Here is a 16,235-nt window from a genome sequence, read left to right as displayed (position 1 = left end):
ATCTAGGGACTGGCTGGTTTGCGAGGTTGATTCTCGCAGTTTATATAGCAAATATATCATTTGGTTGACGTCCCGGCAGGCACAGGCCGAAAGGCCGATGGCATGTCTAGGAGGCGGCTTGATAAAATAGAATAAGCAAGCCATGAACCGAGGAGGGGTAACCCAATGGCCAACGAGAGACATGGCAGCAGCCGGAGAACGGCGCATGGATTGCTGCTGGCGGCTATTCTGCTGGGTACGACGACCGCAGGATTGCCCTACTTGCCTACCGCCCATGCCGCGACCGCCGTCAGCGCGGAATCGACCCTTGCGGCGACGATTCTACCGAAGCTCCAGGTCCGAAGTCCCGAATTCACCGTTCAGACGACGGGCAGCGCTTCTTCTTCGCTGGATGCTGTTGATGCCGCTTTCGGCATCGCCATGAAGCAGGAAGATTATACGAACTACGCCATCAAATCCTATCGGTTCAGCTCGAAGTCGGACGGTCAGAACGCGACCGTCACGGTTAAGGTTACCTACTGGGAGGACGCGGCCCAATCGGCCTACGTCGCCGCCCAGTCGAAGAAGATTCTGGCTTCCATCATCAAGCCGGGGATGAACGCGCACCAGAAGGTGAAGGCGATCCACGACTGGGTGGTGCTGAATGTCGCCTACGACCGCACGCTGATCAAGCATTCCGCTTATGACGCTCTCGCGACGGGGAAGACGGTGTGCCAAGGCTACGCGACGCTCACCTATCGGCTTCTGACGGACGCGGGAATTAAATCCCGCATCGCCGAAGGCACGGTGAGCACGGGAGCGCACGCCTGGAATCTCGTCCAGCTCGACGGCAAGTGGTACCATCTCGATACGACGTTCGACGATCCGGTCCCCGACGTGAAGGGGCGGACTACCTACGGCTATTACCTGGTGACCGACAAGCAACTCGCCAGGGACCACAAGTGGACGCTGACGTACCCGGCCGCGGTTACGCCGTACGCGACGACGCTGTCCCAACTGACGAAGGCGGACGTCTCTCGCAAGACGTTCTATACCAACTTGTACTCGACGCTGGGCTACGCGTATCTGCTGCCCGCGAACACGGTCCGGACGACCGAAGAGATCGCGGCGAAAATCAAACTAGCCATCAAAGCCGGCAAAACCTCCGTCAAGGTGAGATACGCGCAGGGAGCGTCCAAGAAGCTCGACCTGCAGGCCATTTTGGATGCGGTGCCGTCGCTCGCTTCCATCCAGACGAAGTCGAGCTCTTTCCCGGCGGGCGATCCGGGCGACACGCTGCTGGAGCTGACGTTTAAGAAGGCGTGAGCGTAAGGCGGGTCGCTTAGCGGCGAGGAAGTCGCCGTTCGGCGGGGGAGCGGGCCTGCGTTCTGCTCTGAATGGCGGGGGAGCCCGCATACATCGTGCTCGAAGTCTCGCATATGCCTCCCAATGGCGAGAAATTCGGCATTCGGAGGTGTTGCGAGCGCGCGGGAGGCCGCCAATGCCGAAAAATTCGGCATTCAGAGGTGCTGCGGGCGCACGGGAGGCCGCCAATGCCGAAAAATTCGGCATTCAGTGGTGCAGCGGGCGCGTGCGAGGTCGCCAATGCTGAAAAATTCGGCATTTGCACGTACGAGAAGGCTGTTTTTAGGCGAAAAGGACCGGGTGACCGGTCCTTAAAACGGTGCAATTACAAACAAGCCGGATTTTTCCGCTTGTTGGGCGTGCCGGCCGGATGAGAGTCGCGAACAAGCCGGATTTTTCCGCTTGTTGAGAGGCGGACCCGCCCGGCATATGACGCGTTACCCCCGATGGGCATTCTCCTTCTTGTACTGGGAAGGGAGGATGCCCGTCCATTTTTTGAACGTTCGCGTGAAGTGCGCCTCGTCGAAGTAGCCGACCTCCTTGGCGACCGCCTGGATCTTGTAGTCGGCCGATTGCAGGAGCCCCTTCGCCTTGTCGACGCGGTATTGGTGCACGTAGTCGAGGAAGTTCACGCCCAGCTCCTGCTTGAACAAGGTGGACAAGTACGTGCTGGAGACGAACAGCTCCTTGGCGACGCCGGCGAGCGACAGTCCGGGAGCGTTGTAGTTGTGCGCGATGTAGTCGAGGGCCTGCTGCACCTTCCGTCGGGGCGTGCGATGCGGATTCAGCTTCTCCACCAGCTTCCGGATGACGCGGTACACGAAGCCGGCCAGCTCCTCCATCGTGTCGATGCCGGCGATTTGCCGCTCCAGGCTGCCGTAATCGGCGGACGAATCCCCATCGCGTCCGAGCGCTTCGGTCTCCGCAAAAGGCGCGTTGGCGCCATCGTCCGCTCTGGCGTTGGCACCGCCGTCCGCTCTGGCGTTGGCCTTCGACCGCTCGGCCCCGGCGCCGTCTCCGGTTCTGCTATCCTCCATCCGCGCCTCCGCCGCGGCGCGCCGGTCCGGCGCCAGCTGCAGCAGCCGCGCCAGAAAAGACAGAGTCCGCACGTTGACCTCCGTCCGAGAGTGCGGGTACTGCCCCTGAAACGCCGCGAGCCACTGCTCGGCGTCGTTCAGCGCTTCCGCGTACAAGCCCGCCTGCAGGTTGTCGACGGCGGACTGCTCGATGCGCAGCAGCTTCAGCTCGAAGCCGCTCTCCCCGCCGCCGCCGTCGCTGCCGCCGGCCCGCTTGGCCAGCGCGCGGACGTCCCGGTAGAACGCGTGGCTCTCCGAGCCCCGGTAGAACCGCAGCTCCAGCGCCTGGCGCGCTTCCGAATAAGCCTCCGCCAGATCATTAATATCCGGCTTCGAGTCGCTGATGCCGAAGCTGACCGTGATTTTCAGATACTCCCGCAAATTGTGCTGCACCCGCGCAAGCCCCCGAACGAGCTTCTCCTCGATCCACTCGAACAGTCCGTTCAGAATGACGATAATGCCGTCCTCTTCCTTCACGGTCTCGACCGGCTGCATAACGCTCTGCTCCAGCGTCTCCTGCACGATGTTCGCCGCCGCCAGCCGGATCAGCTCCAGGTCGGTGCGGCTGTAGTTCAGCCGCTGGCGCGACCGGTTGTCGATCTGGATCGCGACGACGATCGGATGCTGGTCGCTGATCGACAGCTTCAGCTTCTTCAGCTGATCCTTCCGGTTCTCCGTCACCAACGCGGGGGAGTGAAGCCAATGCCGAAGCAGCTGCGACTTGATGACGGGCATGCTCTCGTGCAGCCCCTTCACCGAGTCGGAACTCCGGCGCTGCTCGAGAATCTTGGCGGCGAGGTCCGCGAACACCGACCGGATCTCCCGCGGCGAGCACGGCTTGACGAGGAAGTCGGACACGCCGTAACGAAGCGCCTGCTGGGCGTATTCGAAGTCGTTGTAGCCCGAGAGCAGCACGCAGGCGGTGTCGCGTCCTCTCTTGCGAACCTCGCCGATGAGCTGCAAGCCGTCCATAAGCGGCATCCGGATGTCGGTCAGCAGCAGATCGACGGTCTCCTTTTCGATAATCTTAAGCGCCTCCAGCCCGTTGGCCGCCGCCCCGACGAGCCGAATCCCGAACGTCTCCCAGTCGATCATCGCCGCCAAGCCCTCCCGCATCGTCTCCTCGTCTTCGACGATCAATAGATGAAGCATCCCTCGTCACCTCCTGTCGTAGGGCAGGCGAATCCGCACCCGGGTGCCGGAGCCCGCCTCGCTCTGAATGTCCAGGGAAGCCTTCTCCCCGTAGAAAAGCCGAACCCGCGCCGCGATATTCTGAAGGGCGTAGCTCTCTCCTTCCGGAGACGGCCTCTCGGAACGCAGCGTCTGCGCGACCCGGTCCAGCTTCTCCGCCGTCAGGCCGATGCCGTTGTCGGTCACCTCGATCCGTACCGCGTCCCCGTCCAAGGCGGCCGCGACGTGCACGAAGCCGGCGTCGTCCGCGAGCGATTCGATGCCGTGCACGATCGCGTTCTCGACGAGCGGCTGAATGAACAGCTTCGGCACGGTGAAGTCGGCGATTCTCTCGTCCAGCTCCAGCTCGTAGGCGATTTTGCTGGGAAATCTCATTTTCTGCAGGAAAAGATAATGGTCGATCAACTGGAACTCCTGCCGCAGGTCGGTCACGTCCCGGCCCTGGTTCAGGCTGATCTTGAACATGCCGGACAAGGCGTAGATCATCTCCTCGACGAGCGGGTCGCCGTTCTTGTGCGCCGTCCAGGCGATCGTGTTGAGCGTGTTGTAGAGGAAGTGCGGATTGATCTGCGACTGCAGCACCTTGAGCTCCGCCTGCTTCTGCTGCAGCTGGAAGGAGTAGACGTCCTCGATCAGCTCCTTGATCCGCTGCACCATCGTGTTGTAGCCCATGCCGAGCTGGCCGATCTCGTCCTGGCCGAGCACCTTCACCTGCTGCGTGAAGTCGCCCTTCTGGAACTTCTTCATGGAGATGAGCACCCTGCGGATCGGCTTCGAGATGAAGCCGGCCACCGCCCACGACGCGGCCAGGCTGAGCACGATCGTCGCGCAGACGATGACGGCGGTCAGCCACTGGATGCGGCCAAGCTGCTTGACGAGCTCGCTGCGGGGCTGGACGGCGAGAACGTGCCAGCCGGTCAGCGGCGAGACGACGTCCGCGTACACCCACTTCGAGGTGTCGATATGGTCGCGGATCGAAGCGGGAGCGACGGAGGCGCCTCTGAAAAAAGGCAAGTCCCGCATCGGGCGGCCGATCCAGCTGCCCTCGCTGTCGGAGATGACCTTCCCGTCGGTGCCGATGACCGCGATCTGGGAGCCGCCGCCCGAAGTCGAATACGACTTGCGGATGTCCTTCTCGTCGATGCCGAGAATAAGCACGCCCTCGGAGGCGTAGTCCATGTCGTTTTTGAGCACGCGCGTGAGCAGCAGCTTGTTTTTCGTATCGCCCGAGAAGATGCTGTCCTCCTTGCCCGGCACTTCGACGCTCCAGGGCGCGACGGCGGCGTCTTCCTTCATCATGTCGTCGTACCGGAAGCGCTCGCGGTATTCCTCGAACGGCATCGCCGTCGACAGCCCCTTGTTGTTGAATTGAATGGAGCCGAAGTGGGAGGAGTAGATCGTCAAGTATTGAAAATAAGGCCGGGTCACCATCAGCCGGTTGATCGCGTCGATGGCGGACCGCGTGACGTACGCGTCGCTCGACGGATCGGACGTGATAAGCGCCTGGATGTCCGGCAGCAGGAACAGGAAGTTGGAGATGTCGATCGCGTCCTGGGCGATGTAATCGAGATGATCGATCGCCTGCTTCGCTGCGCTCGTCTGCTCGGCTCCGATCTTCGTCGTCAGCTCGTTCTCGGCGATGCGGAACGAATAGACGCCGGTGGCCGTAATCGTCGCGACGAGCAGGGGCACGAACCAGAAGAGGATCTTGTAGCGGATCGGCAGATTCAGATAGCTGCGAAGCGAGCGCGTTCCCATAGGCAATCTTCTCCGGGCGTATTCGTGATAGATTTACTATAAACGAATTGCCATCCGGCGTCTGCCGTCCGTCCGGCCGATGTGAAAAATGTACAAACAAAAATGAAAAATGAACAATTCCGGGGGCGGAGAGGGCCGAAGAGGGGGCGCAGGCAGGCCGGACCCGTCCGGAAAACCGCAAAGACGTACAGAGGAACCTGAAGAATGGGCTCTGCCGCGCCGCGGCCGGCGGGCCTATAATCGGAATCGTAAAGCGCAAGCGACCATTCGTTAAGGTGGGGAAAAAGATGAAAACAGCGACTTGGAAAAAAGCGTCCGTCGGCATGGCCGTTCTGGCGGCATCGGTCAGTCTCGCCGCGTGCGGCGGCAATAACAGCAATAACGGCGGCAACGCCGCTTCGCCCTCCGGAAGCGCATCCGCTTCGGAATCTCCTTCGGCATCGGCCAGCGCCTCCCCTTCGGCGTCCGCGTCCGAAGCTCCCAAGAAGGTGACGCTCAGCTTCTTCACGAACAACTCGGACCGCACGGTCGGCCAAGGGAAGATGGAGCAGGACCTGATCGACGCGTACATGAAGGAGAACCCGAACGTCACGATCAAGGTCGAGACGCTGTCCCCGGACCCGCAATTCCAGGACAAGATCAAGGTGTACAACGCTTCGAACGCCTTGCCCGACATCATCACCTCGTGGGGCAACACGAACTATCTGCAGCCGCTCATCGCGAGCGGGGCGCTGGCCGAGTTCAACCGCGACAGCCTGAAGGATTACGGCTTTGTGGACGCCGCGCTCGACGGCTTCAGCTCGGACGGCAAGCTGTACGGCATCCCGCGCAACTCCGACTTCTACGTTCTTTATTACAATAAGAAGATTTTCGCCGACAACGGCATCCAGGTTCCCGCGACCGAAGCCGATCTGATGGCGGCCATCGAGACGCTCAAGAGCAAGAAGATCGTGCCGATCGCGATGGACGGCCGCGACACCTGGACGTCCGGCATCTGGCTCGACACGCTCATCCAGCGGGCGTCCGGCACGTGGGATACGTCCAAGAAGGCGATGGACCGTACCGGCAGCTTCAAGGATCCGGCGGTCGTCAAGGCGGCCGGGGACATGCAGAAGTGGATCAAGGCCGGCGCGTTCGGCAACGGCTTCCTGAACCAGGACTACGGAGCGGCGCGCAACATGTTCGGCCAAGGCAAGGCCGCCATGTACATGATGGGCCAATGGGAGATGGGCATGGCGTCCGACGAGAACTTCCCGAAGGAGATCCGCGACAACATCGGGGCGTTCCCGTTCCCGACGTCGGAAGGCGGCCAAGGCAAGGCGACCGACCTGCCGGCCTGGTTCGGCGGCGGCTACTCCGTGTCCGCCAAGTCCCCGAACAAGGACGAAGCGATCAAGTTCCTCGAATGGATGTTCAAGCCCGACAACTGGGCGAAGGGCGTCTGGCAGAACGGCATCACGTTCCCGGCCCAGAAGTACGATCAGTTCATGACGGGCAACGAGACGAGCGTGCAGAAGGATCTGAGCGCGATCTTCAACGGCGCTACTTCGTACAGCGGCACGGTGGCGCAGGACAAATTCACCTCCGACACCCAGAAGACGTTCTACGATTCGATCCAGCAGCTCGAAGGCAACCGGATGAAGCCGGAGGACTTCGCGAACGTGATCGACGACGCGGCGGACAAATCGGCCAAGGCGCAAGCGAAATAATATTCAGAGGGCCGCAAGGGGCGGCGATGCCGGCCATCGCCCGCCCCTTGCGCTTCCGATAGGATGATGAACCGTGCACAACATTTTGGGCGACCGCAAAACGATTTTCTGGCTGATGGCTCCGGGTCTTCTGCTGTTCTCGCTCATGATCTTCGTTCCGATCGCGGTCAGCTTCTATTACAGCCTTACGAATTGGGCCGGGGTAGGCGATTACGGGATGGTCGGCTTCCGCAACTACGCCGACATCTTCGCGAGCGATCCCGTGTTCTGGAAGTCGCTGCTCAATTCCGTGCTGCTGGGCCTCGGCTTCGTTCTCGTCCAGCACCCGTTCGCCATCCTCGTCGCCATGCTCGTCCAATACGGCGGCCGGTGGGAGAAGCTGCTGCGCGTCTGCATCTTCATCCCGGCCATCATCTCCACCTTCGTCACGACGAAGCTTTGGACCAGCATTTTCGACACTCAATTCGGGCTCTTGAACCGGCTGCTCGACCAGGTCGGACTGACCTCCTGGCAGCAGGACTGGCTCGGACAGCCGCACTGGGCGATCGCGTGCATCGTGTTCGTCTGCATGTGGCAGGGATTCGGCTATGCGTTCCTGCTCTATTACGCCGGCGTCAAGGGCGTGCCGAAGGACCTGTACGAAGCGGCCATGCTGGACGGAGCGTCGGGCGCGCAGCTGAACCGCCGCATCGTGCTTCCGCTGCTCGCTCCGGTGCTCCGGGTGAACGTCGTGCTCGCGATCGTCTCGGCGTTCAAGCAGATGGAGACGGTGTACCTGATGACGTCCGGCGGCCCGGCCAACAGCACGCAATTCCTGTCCACGTACCTGTATTCGAAGGCGTTCCGCGAGAGCCTGTACGGCTACGGCAACGCGATCTCCGTGCTGCTGGTCGTCATCTGCCTGGCGGTCACGCTCGTATTGAACCGCGCCTTGAAGCGGGAAGTAGGTGAATACGGATGAGTTCCCCCAATACGCGCGATTCCGTCCCCGGAGCCAAGATGTCCGGAGGGCCGCGCCTCCTCTTCGTCGTCCTGATGACGGCGCTCGTCGTCGCCGAGCTGTTCCCGCTGATCTGGCTGTTCGACTTCTCGCTGCTCGGAAGCGGCGACTTCTTCGGCTCGGACATCCTCAAGTGGCCGAACCCGCCGAAGTGGCAAAACTACGTCGACGCGTTCCGCAACGCGCATATTCCGCTGCTGTTCGGCAACAGCCTGCTCGTCTCCGCGGTCTCGATCGTTCTCATCGTCGCCTGCTCGGTCGCGATGGGCTACGCGCTCACCCGGATGCACTGGAGATGGCGCAAGCCGACGCTCGCTCTCGTCATGGCGGGCATGATCATCCCGATCTATTCGACGCTGCTGCCGAACTTCATGGTGTTTAACGAGACGGGGCTGCTGAACAGCTACTTTGCGCTCATTCTGCCGTACGCGGCGTTCCAGATTCCGATCAGCATGTACATCATCACGGGCTTCCTCGAGACGGTGCCGAGAGCGCTGGAGGAAGCGGCCGTCATCGACGGCATGACCGTTCCCGGCATGATCTTCAAGATCATCCTGCCGCTGCTGAAGCCGGCGATCGCCACCGTGGCGGTCATGGCGTTCCTGAGCTGCTGGAACGAATTCATCATGGCCGTCACTTACATCGACAAAGACGCGCTGCGCACGCTGCCGTTCGCGGTCGTGTACTTCATGGGGCAGTATTCGTCCAATTACGGGGCCCAGTTCGCGGTGCTGGCGATCATCTCGATCCCGTCCATTCTGATCTACACGCTGTTCACCGACCAGATCAACCGCGGCATTACGGCCGGGGCTGTCAAGGGGTAGGGCGTTTAGGGCAGGCTGTAAAGGGCCGTGAAGCCAAGGGGCGGGCCGTCAAGGGCGGTGAAGCTAGGGGGCAGCCGAATTACGATTACGATTGGCGCGCTTCGCGGGCGGATAAGAGAGGAGAGAGGAGAGAGGCAGACATGACAGTCGATGATACGAAGCCCGTCCGTCTCGTGCAGACGGCGCGGGACACGGGAGACCGCTTGACCGAGCATCTGCCCGTCGAGTGGAGGCCGGACGAGGAAGGCGTCGAGAACGGGCTTCTGAACCTGTACCCGGACGTCAAGTACCAAGAGATCGAGGGCTTCGGGGGCGCGTTCACCGAGGCGGGAGCCGTTACGTTGCAAAAGGTCGGAGCGGAGAAGCGGGAAGAGGTGCTGAACGCCTACTTCCATCCGGAGCGGGGACTCGGCTACACGCTGTGCCGGACCCACATCCACAGCTGCGACTTCTCGCTCGGCAACTACACGTACGTCGAAGACGGGGACCGGGAGCTGGCGACGTTCGACGTCTCCCGCGACGAAGAGGCGCTGCTGCCGTTCATCCGCGACGCGCTCGCGGTGGACGGCGCCGGCTTCAAGCTGATGGCGACGCCGTGGAGCCCGCCGGCCTGGATGAAGACGAACGGGCAGATGAACGGCGGGGGCAAGCTGCTTCCGGAGTTCCGGGACGCCTGGGCGCGGTATTTCGCGAAGTACATCCGGGCGTACCGGGACAAAGGGGTTCCGATCTGGGCGGTGTCCGTCCAGAACGAGGCGAAGGCGGTCCAGCGCTGGGACTCGTGCATCTTCACGGCGGAGGAAGAGCGCGACTTCGTGAAGGAGCATCTCGGCCCGACGCTGGAGCGGGAAGGGCTGTCCGACGTCAACCTGATCGTCTGGGACCATAACAAGGAACGGGTCTACGAGCGGGCGAAGATCGCCTTCGAGGACCCGGAAGCGGCGCGCTGGCTGTGGGGCATCGGCTTCCACTGGTATTCGGGCGACCACTTCGGCGGCCTGGAGGCGACGCACCGTCGCTTCCCGGACAAGAAGCTGCTGTTCACGGAAGGCTGCGTCGAGAACGGCGTCAAGCTGGGCGCTTGGACGCAGGGCGAGCGCTACGCGCACCATATGATCGGCGATCTGAACCATTGGGCGTGCGGCTGGATCGACTGGAACCTCGCGCTCGACGAGAGGGGCGGGCCGAACCACGTCGGCAACTACTGCGACGCTCCGATCATCGCCGATACGACGACCGGGGAGATTCATTACCAATCCTCCTACTATTATATCGGCCAGATCAGCAAGTACGTCCGCCCGGGTGCCGTGCGGATCGGCTCCAGCGTCTACACCGACGCCCTCGAGACCGTCGCGTTCGAGAACCCGGACGGCACGAAGGCCGTCGTCGTCCTGAACCGGACGGACGCGGAAGTGCCGTACACGCTCCGCATGGACGATCGTCTGGCGGAGTTCGTCAGTCCCGCCCATTCGATCCAGACGCTTCTGATCGGGTAAGGCGGGACCGCGGATGCCGCGCCGCGTTTGCGCGCAACAAGCGGAAAAAAACGTCTTGTCGGGCCAGGCAACGACTGGCGAGCAAGCACCCCAAAAGAGAGGCTGCCGAATGCGGCAGTCTCTCTTTGTGTCTAATTGGGGAATCCTGTATGATGTCTAAGGATTCACCTCGTCCAGCCTCCCACCGGAAGGAGCGTCTCTCTTGCGACGTTCGACCTTGCTTAAGCTCTTCGGCATCGCCGCCGTTGTCGGCGCGCTGCTGTGGATCGATTTTCACTATCTGAAAATCACGCCCGAGACGATCCGCGACTGGATCGTGTCGTTCGGATGGATCTCGCCCATCCTCTACATAGGCCTTTATATCGTCCGGCCGTTCACGCTGTTCCCCGCGTCCGTCCTCACGCTTGCGGGCGGGCTCGCGTTCGGCACCTGGCGCGGCATGCTGTACACGATTCTAGGCGAGCTTCCGGGCGCCGTGCTCTCGTTCTGGCTCGCGCGCCGGGTCGGCAGCGGCCTGTTCCGCGGGGCGGAGAAGGACTCCCGCCTGCACAAGCTGGAGCGGGCCATGGAGCGGCGGGGCTTCCCGGTCGTGCTGATGCTGCGGCTCGCGCCTTTCGTTCCGTTCGACCTGGTCAGCTACGCCGCGGGCCTCGCCCGGGTGCCGCTGCGCGCGTATATCCTCGCCACCCTGATCGGGTCGCTCCCCGGAACGTTCGCGTACTGCTTCCTCGGCGCCAGCCTCACCCACGGCGATTGGCGGGAGATCGCGATCGCGGCCGGCGTGTTCGTCCTCGCGGTCGCGGTTCCGTTCGCGTTCCGCTCGCGAATGGAGAAGCAGGTCGAAGCGGCGCCGCTTCGGGGGAAGGAAGGCCGCGAGGCAAGTTAAAAATTCGCAAAAAAGATGCGGATAATCGAAAAGACGGCGAAGCCGCTATCTCCTAATATGGAATCACATCGACCAGCTCAAGGGGCGGCTCTATTGCGGCGACCTCTTGAGTTTTCCTATTTCAATCGCGGGAGGGCCCGAGAATGAAGAAGCTGCTGCTCGTGTACGGGCTGCTCGTCGCCACGTTCCTGGCGTATATCTGGTACTTCGTTCTTCGCGAAGAGCGGCCGAACGGCTGGAACGAGGGGGCGACGGGGCTGACGGGGGGGATCGAGGAGAAGTACGTCATGGTGACGTTCCAATCGAGCCTCGATTATTGGCGTTCCTCCATGAAGGGATTCGAGGACGCGGCGCAGCAGCTGAACGTCTCGGTCGAATTCCGCGGAGCGACGCAGTACGACCCGAACGAGGAGATTACGGTGCTCGAGAAGGTCATCGCGCGCAAGCCCGCCGGAATCGCGGTCACGGCGATCAACACGGAAGCGCTTAACCCGGCGATCGACAAGGCGGTGGCGGCCGGCATCCCGGTCGTGCTGTTCGATTCGGGCGCTCCGAAGAGCAAGGCGTACGCTTTTCTCGGGACGGACAATTATGACGCGGGGGCGCAGGCGGCGCGGGAGATGGGGAGAAGGCTCGGCGGCCAAGGCAAGGTCGCGGTCGTCACCCAGCCCAACCAGCTGAACCACCAGGACCGGACGCGCGGGTTCGAGGAGACGCTGCGCAAGGAGTTCCCGGGCATGTCGATCGCCGCGGTAGCCGACGGCAAGGGGGACATCCTCGTCTCGGCGCAGGCGACGGAGAAGATTCTGGACGAGCATCCGGACGTGGACGGCTTCTTCGCGACGCAGGCGAACGGCGGCGCCGGAATCGCCCAAGCGCTGCAGGACAGGGGGCTGGAGGGTCGGAAAACGGTCATCGGCTTCGACACGGACAAGGGCACTCTCGATCTGGTGCGAAGCGGGGAGATCGACGCGACCTTGGCCCAAGGGACGTGGAACATGGGGTATTGGTCGCTTCTGTCGCTGTTCCATCTGTCCCACGGCATCGTGACGGAAGGCAAGCAGGAGGGCTCGCATCCGATTCCTCCCTATATGGATACGGGAATCACGATCGTCACTCGCGACAACGTAGACGATTATTACGCCAAGTAGAACGCGGGGGAGGGATGAAGGATGCGGTCGGACCGTACTCTCGGCGGGGGCTCGATCTTCCGGCGGCTTCAGTTCGGCAATATGGAGATCCGGTACAAGCTTCTCGTTCATTTTCTGTTCATCAGCATTCTTCCTTCCCTCGCGCTCGGCGTTCTGACGGGATGGACCGTGGACAGCATCATGGAGAGGCAGACGAACGAGAACACGCTTCAGTTCATCGACAAGGTCAATCGCAATCTCGAGTACCTCATGACCAACGCGCAGAATACGACCTATCTGATCTCGTTCAATCCGGAGATTCAGAGGTTCCTGACCGGGGAGCTGCCGACGGACAAAGCAGCGGCGGCGCGCTCGGCCTACGAGGCGAAGCGGTTCCTGCAGGGCTTCACGACGCTGAATTCGGAGTTCGCCGGCATCATGGTCGTCAACTCGCGGGGCGGCTACTTGAGCAACGACATGTACGCGACTACGCCCGGACGCGATCTGACGGTAGAGAGATGGTACCAGGAGGCGGTGGCGGGAAAAGGGATTTTTCGCCTGATCGGCCACCCGACGGACCGCAGCGTGACGACCCACGCGGACTACAAGAACAGCGAGGTCGTATCCGCGGTAAGGGCGGTTCTCGATCCGGACACCCAGAAGGTGCTCGGGGTCGTGCTCATCGATCTCAAGCTGCGCGTCATCTCGGAGACGGTGCAGGACGTGCGCCTCGGCAAGACCGGCTACCTGATGGTCGTCGACGAGCGGGGAGAGCCGATCTACATGCCGAAGCAGATCGGGATGAAGTCGCTGCCGATGGAATGGCTCGGCGGGCAGGGCTCGGGCAGCTTCTCGCGGAAGGTGGACGGGCGCAAGCTTCAGTTTATTTTCCGCGGCTCGACGTTTACGAACTGGACGACGGTCGCCGTGTTCTCCACGGCCGAGTCCGCCCCGGAGGTGCGCCAGATGAGGCTGTACCTCGGCAGCTTCGTATTCGTCGTCTGCCTGCTCGGCACGACGGCTTCGTTCGCACTGTCGCGCAGCATCTCCCGGCCGATCCGGCGGCTCATGACGTTCATGCAGCGGGCGGAGTCGGGCGATCTGACGAGCCGGTACTGGGGCGGCGGCATGGACGAGATCGGGATGCTGGGGCGCAGCTTCAACAGCATGCTGACGAAGATCAACGATCTGATCGGGTTGACCGAGAGGCAGGAGCGGCAGAAGCGGGAAGCCGAGCTGCGCAGCCTGCAGGCACAGATCAAGCCGCACTTCCTGTACAACACGCTCGACACGATCCATTGGATGGCGCGCAAGCAGGGGGCGCAGGACGTCTCGGAGACGGTCGAGGCGCTGTCGCGGCTGTTCCGGATCGGGCTGAGCCGGGGCAACGAGTACATCCCGCTGGCCGAGGAGATGGAGCACGTGCGCAGCTACTTGCAGATCCAGAAGATCCGGTACAAGGATAAGCTGAATTTCGCGCTGGAGCTGGCGCCGGATCTGTCGCATCTGTCCGTTCTGAAAATCATTCTGCAGCCGATCGTGGAGAACGCGATCTACCATGGCATCAAGGAGCGGCGCGGACCGGGCCTGATAACCGTGCGCGCCGAGCGCAGGGACGGCCGGCTCGTCCTGACCGTCGCCGACGACGGGGCCGGCATGAGCGGCGAGAAGCTCGCCGCGCTGCGGCGGAAGCTGGCGTCGGCCGCGGAAGCGGACGGGAAGCCGGGGGCCTCGGGTGCGCCGGGGACTGCGGGTACGCCGGGGGCCTCGGGTGCGCCGGGAGCTGCGGGTGCTCCGGGAGCTGGGGGTGCTCCGGGAGCTGCGGGTGCGCCGGGGGCCTCGGGTGCGCTGGGGGCCTCGGGTGCGCCGGGGGCTGCGGGTGCTCCGGGAGCTGGGGGTGCTCCGGGAGCTGCGGGTGCGTCGGGGACTGCGGGTGTGCTGGAAGCTGCGGGAGCGCCAGGAGCTGCCGAGCGGCCGGGGCCGGTCGGAGCGGCGGGATCCGCCGGAATTGTCGGAGCGTCGGGGGGAGACGGGCGGCCGGAGGCCGACGGATCCCAGTTGCCCGCTGTCTCGACTATCGGTGCACAGGATGGACGCTTGTCGCCGGCGCTTGCTTCGCCCGCGCTCTCGGCCGAGCATTCCGGCGGGCGCGCCGGCGGAGCCGCGGACGTCCGGAAGACGAACCCGGGAGCCGAGGGAGTCGCGGATCTCCGGAAGACGAACCCGGGAGCCGGTGGAGCTGCGGATCTCTGGAAGTCGAACTCGGGAGCCGGGGGAGTCGCGGATCTCCGGAGGACAAGCGACGTTAACCTTCCGGCGGGCGGCGGGTCGGGCTACGGGCTCGTCAACGTGCAGGCGAGAATGCAGGTTACCTTCGGAGGCGAGTACGGGATCACCGTCGAGAGCGAGCCCGGCGTCGGCACGACCGTCACGCTGACGCATCCTATTCTGTACGAAGATCCACGCAAGGGGGAATGAACGATGGACAACGCGGGCCGCGCGCCATGGCGAGTGATCATCGCCGACGACGAGCCGATCATCCGGGAGGGCATCCGCGACGCCGTCGATTGGGGAAGTCTCGGGATGGAGGTCGTCGCGGAAGCCGGCGACGGCGAAGAGGCGCTGGAGTTCGCCCTCGCGCATCAGGCGAACGTGCTGTTGGCGGATTTGAACATGCCGATCATGAACGGATTGACGCTCATTCGGGAGGTCAAGGAGCGGCTTCCGAATATTCGGGTCGTCATCGTCACCGGTCATGACGAGTTCAACTACGCCCAGCAAGCTATTCGCTACGGAGTCGACGAATATATCTTGAAGCCGGCGAATCCGGACCAGCTCGCCGAAGTTCTGCGGAAGGTCAAGCGGGAGCTGGACTTCGCCGCCAGCCAAGAGAGCCATCTCGTCATGGCCTCGAGGCAGATCCGCAAGAACATTCCTCTCCTGCGGGAACGCTTCTGCAACGAATGGATCGAAGAAGCGCTGAGCGAGCAGGAGGTCGTCGAGCAGCTTCGCTTCCTCGAGCTTCCGGCGGAGGTGCCCGGCTCGTTCGGCATCATCCGCTGGCCCGAGGTAGACCTCGGCCAATCGGTCCGATCCGAGAGGGACCGGCAGCTCATGCTGTTCGCGATCGAGAATATTTGCTCCGAGATGCTCGTTCCTCGCGCCCATGCGATCTTCCGCGATTCGACCGGATTTATCTGCGTCATCGTCTGGGGAGAGGCGAACGAGGACCTGTTCGCGGACATCGAGGGCTCGGTCGCCCGGTACCTGAAGCTTCACGTGGCGACGCATTGCGTTCCCGTCGATGGCGGGTACGGCGGGCTTGGGGCCGCGTACCGCAGAGCCCGAGCCGGGGTGTACCGCGAGACGACGATCTCTCCGCTCGTGCGCCGGGCGCGGCAATATTTGCGCGACCATTACGACGACTCCGAGCTGTCGCTCGAAACCGTCGCGAACGCGATCGGAGTGTCGCCGGTCTACTTGAGCCGACTGTTCAAGCAGGAGACGGGCTCGACCTTCGTCACGCAGTTGACGCAGATTCGCATCTCCAAGGCGGTGCAGCTGCTCAACTCGACCGACCGCAGCATCGCCGACATCGCCGAAGCGGTCGGCTACGAGTCGCAGCACTACTTCAGCACCGCCTTCAAGAAGGTCGTCGGCGTCTCGCCGAACCGCTACCGCCGCGGCGAGGGCGCGGACGAGTGATGCTGGCGGCCGATTGGCGGCGCGGGCAACTGCGCTCCCGCAAGCGGTCCCCAATGCCGAAAAATTCGGCATTCAGAGCAACTGCGCTCCCGCGAGCGGTCCCCAATGCCGAAAAA

General features: G+C 62.9%; 11 protein-coding genes. 9 read left to right on the top strand and 2 right to left on the bottom strand.

Annotated elements, in window-relative coordinates; genetic code table 11:
- Window positions 1–165: 165 nt before the first annotated feature.
- Entirely contained in the window at window positions 166–1,305 is a 1,140-nt protein-coding gene (locus tag H7B90_RS24350; protein WP_185138497.1) for a transglutaminase domain-containing protein, read from the top strand.
- Between the two features lie 476 nt (window positions 1,306–1,781).
- On the opposite strand, the gene H7B90_RS24345 is transcribed toward H7B90_RS24350, so the two are convergent.
- Both H7B90_RS24345 and H7B90_RS24340 read right to left on the bottom strand, forming a co-directional pair.
- The gene (locus H7B90_RS24345) at window positions 1,782–3,572 is read right to left on the bottom strand and encodes a response regulator (protein ID WP_185138496.1); all 1,791 of its coding nucleotides are present in this window, start codon (window positions 3,570–3,572) and stop codon (window positions 1,782–1,784) included.
- A 6-nt stretch (window positions 3,573–3,578) separates the two neighbouring features.
- A complete protein-coding gene (locus tag H7B90_RS24340) occupies window positions 3,579–5,369 on the bottom strand; it encodes a cache domain-containing sensor histidine kinase (RefSeq protein ID WP_185138495.1) in 1,791 nt (596 codons plus the stop codon).
- 287 nt (window positions 5,370–5,656) lie between these two features.
- On the opposite strand from H7B90_RS24340, the gene H7B90_RS24335 reads away from it, so the two are divergent.
- The 8 genes from H7B90_RS24335 (at window position 5,657) to H7B90_RS24300 (ending at window position 16,119) form a co-directional block, all read left to right on the top strand.
- Window positions 5,657–7,078 carry an ABC transporter substrate-binding protein gene (locus H7B90_RS24335; protein WP_185138494.1) on the top strand — a complete coding sequence of 474 codons (1,422 nt, stop codon included), beginning with the start codon at window positions 5,657–5,659 and terminating at the stop codon, window positions 7,076–7,078.
- Window positions 7,079–7,151: 73 nt separating this feature from the next.
- The gene (locus H7B90_RS24330; RefSeq protein ID WP_185138493.1) at window positions 7,152–8,039 is read left to right on the top strand and encodes a carbohydrate ABC transporter permease; all 888 of its coding nucleotides are present in this window, start codon (window positions 7,152–7,154) and stop codon (window positions 8,037–8,039) included.
- A complete protein-coding gene (locus H7B90_RS24325) occupies window positions 8,036–8,902 on the top strand; it encodes a carbohydrate ABC transporter permease (protein ID WP_260411192.1) in 867 nt (288 codons plus the stop codon). Before H7B90_RS24330 ends, H7B90_RS24325 begins: the two co-directional genes overlap by 4 nt.
- Before the next feature lie 140 nt (window positions 8,903–9,042).
- Window positions 9,043–10,398, top strand: coding sequence for a glycoside hydrolase family 30 protein (locus H7B90_RS24320; RefSeq protein WP_185138492.1), 1,356 nt, complete (start codon window positions 9,043–9,045; stop codon window positions 10,396–10,398).
- Between the two features lie 202 nt (window positions 10,399–10,600).
- A complete protein-coding gene (locus tag H7B90_RS24315; RefSeq protein ID WP_185138491.1) occupies window positions 10,601–11,284 on the top strand; it encodes a TVP38/TMEM64 family protein in 684 nt (227 codons plus the stop codon).
- Between the two features lie 143 nt (window positions 11,285–11,427).
- Window positions 11,428–12,435: a substrate-binding domain-containing protein gene (locus H7B90_RS24310; RefSeq protein WP_185138490.1), complete on the top strand. Its 1,008-nt coding sequence runs from the start codon at window positions 11,428–11,430 to the stop codon at window positions 12,433–12,435.
- 21 nt (window positions 12,436–12,456) lie between these two features.
- A complete protein-coding gene (locus H7B90_RS24305; protein WP_185138489.1) occupies window positions 12,457–14,892 on the top strand; it encodes a cache domain-containing sensor histidine kinase in 2,436 nt (811 codons plus the stop codon).
- A 3-nt stretch (window positions 14,893–14,895) separates the two neighbouring features.
- Window positions 14,896–16,119: a response regulator gene (locus H7B90_RS24300; protein WP_185138488.1), complete on the top strand. Its 1,224-nt coding sequence runs from the start codon at window positions 14,896–14,898 to the stop codon at window positions 16,117–16,119.
- Window positions 16,120–16,235: the final 116 nt, after the last annotated feature.

It is taken from the genome of Cohnella xylanilytica, assembly GCF_014212175.1.
Lineage (GTDB): Bacteria > Bacillota > Bacilli > Paenibacillales > Paenibacillaceae > Cohnella > Cohnella xylanilytica.
Note: the sequence above shows the minus strand (reverse complement) of the source record. Positions and strands in the feature narration are given on the sequence as shown.